This window comes from Pseudomonas sp. VE 267-6A (genome assembly GCF_024126555.1).
Lineage (GTDB): Bacteria > Pseudomonadota > Gammaproteobacteria > Pseudomonadales > Pseudomonadaceae > Aquipseudomonas > Aquipseudomonas palmensis.
The window spans coordinates 1-485 of sequence record NZ_JAMYBY010000054.1; the positions used below are offsets into that span (position 1 = coordinate 1).

The window sequence follows — 485 nt, forward strand, 5'->3', positions numbered from 1 at the left end:
TACTGCGTGCAGTACGACGAGTCCGACCTGCACTTCATCCAGCGCCTGTGCGAGGAGGAGGGCATCCACTACCACTTCCAGCACAGCCCGCAGGGCCATGCGCTGGTGTTCGGCGACGACCAGACCGTATTCCCCACCCTGGCCCCGGTGGCCTACCAGCAGGACACCGGGCTGGTGGCCGACGTGCCGGTGATCAAGCGCTTCGGCCTGCGCCTGGCCACGCGCACCAGCCGCACCACGCGGCGCGACTACGACTTCACCAAACCGCGCATCCAGCTCGAAAGCGACGCCGACAGCGGTGCTGCGCCGGACCTGGAAGACTACGACTACCCGGCGCGCTTCAGCGACCGCGCGCGCGGCAAGCACCTGGCCACCCGCGCCCTGGAGCGCCACCGCAGCGACTACCGCCTGGCCGAGGGCCGCAGCGACCAGCCGAGCCTGGTCAGCGGGCATTTTCTGAGCCTGACCGAGCATGCCAACCCGGC

1 protein-coding gene is annotated in these 485 nt (G+C 69.7%); it reads left to right on the top strand.

From position 1 onward, the window contains the following. Nucleotides 1-485: contractile injection system protein, VgrG/Pvc8 family (locus NJH59_RS25405; protein ID WP_253087476.1), on the top strand; the 485-nt coding region annotated here is incomplete at both ends.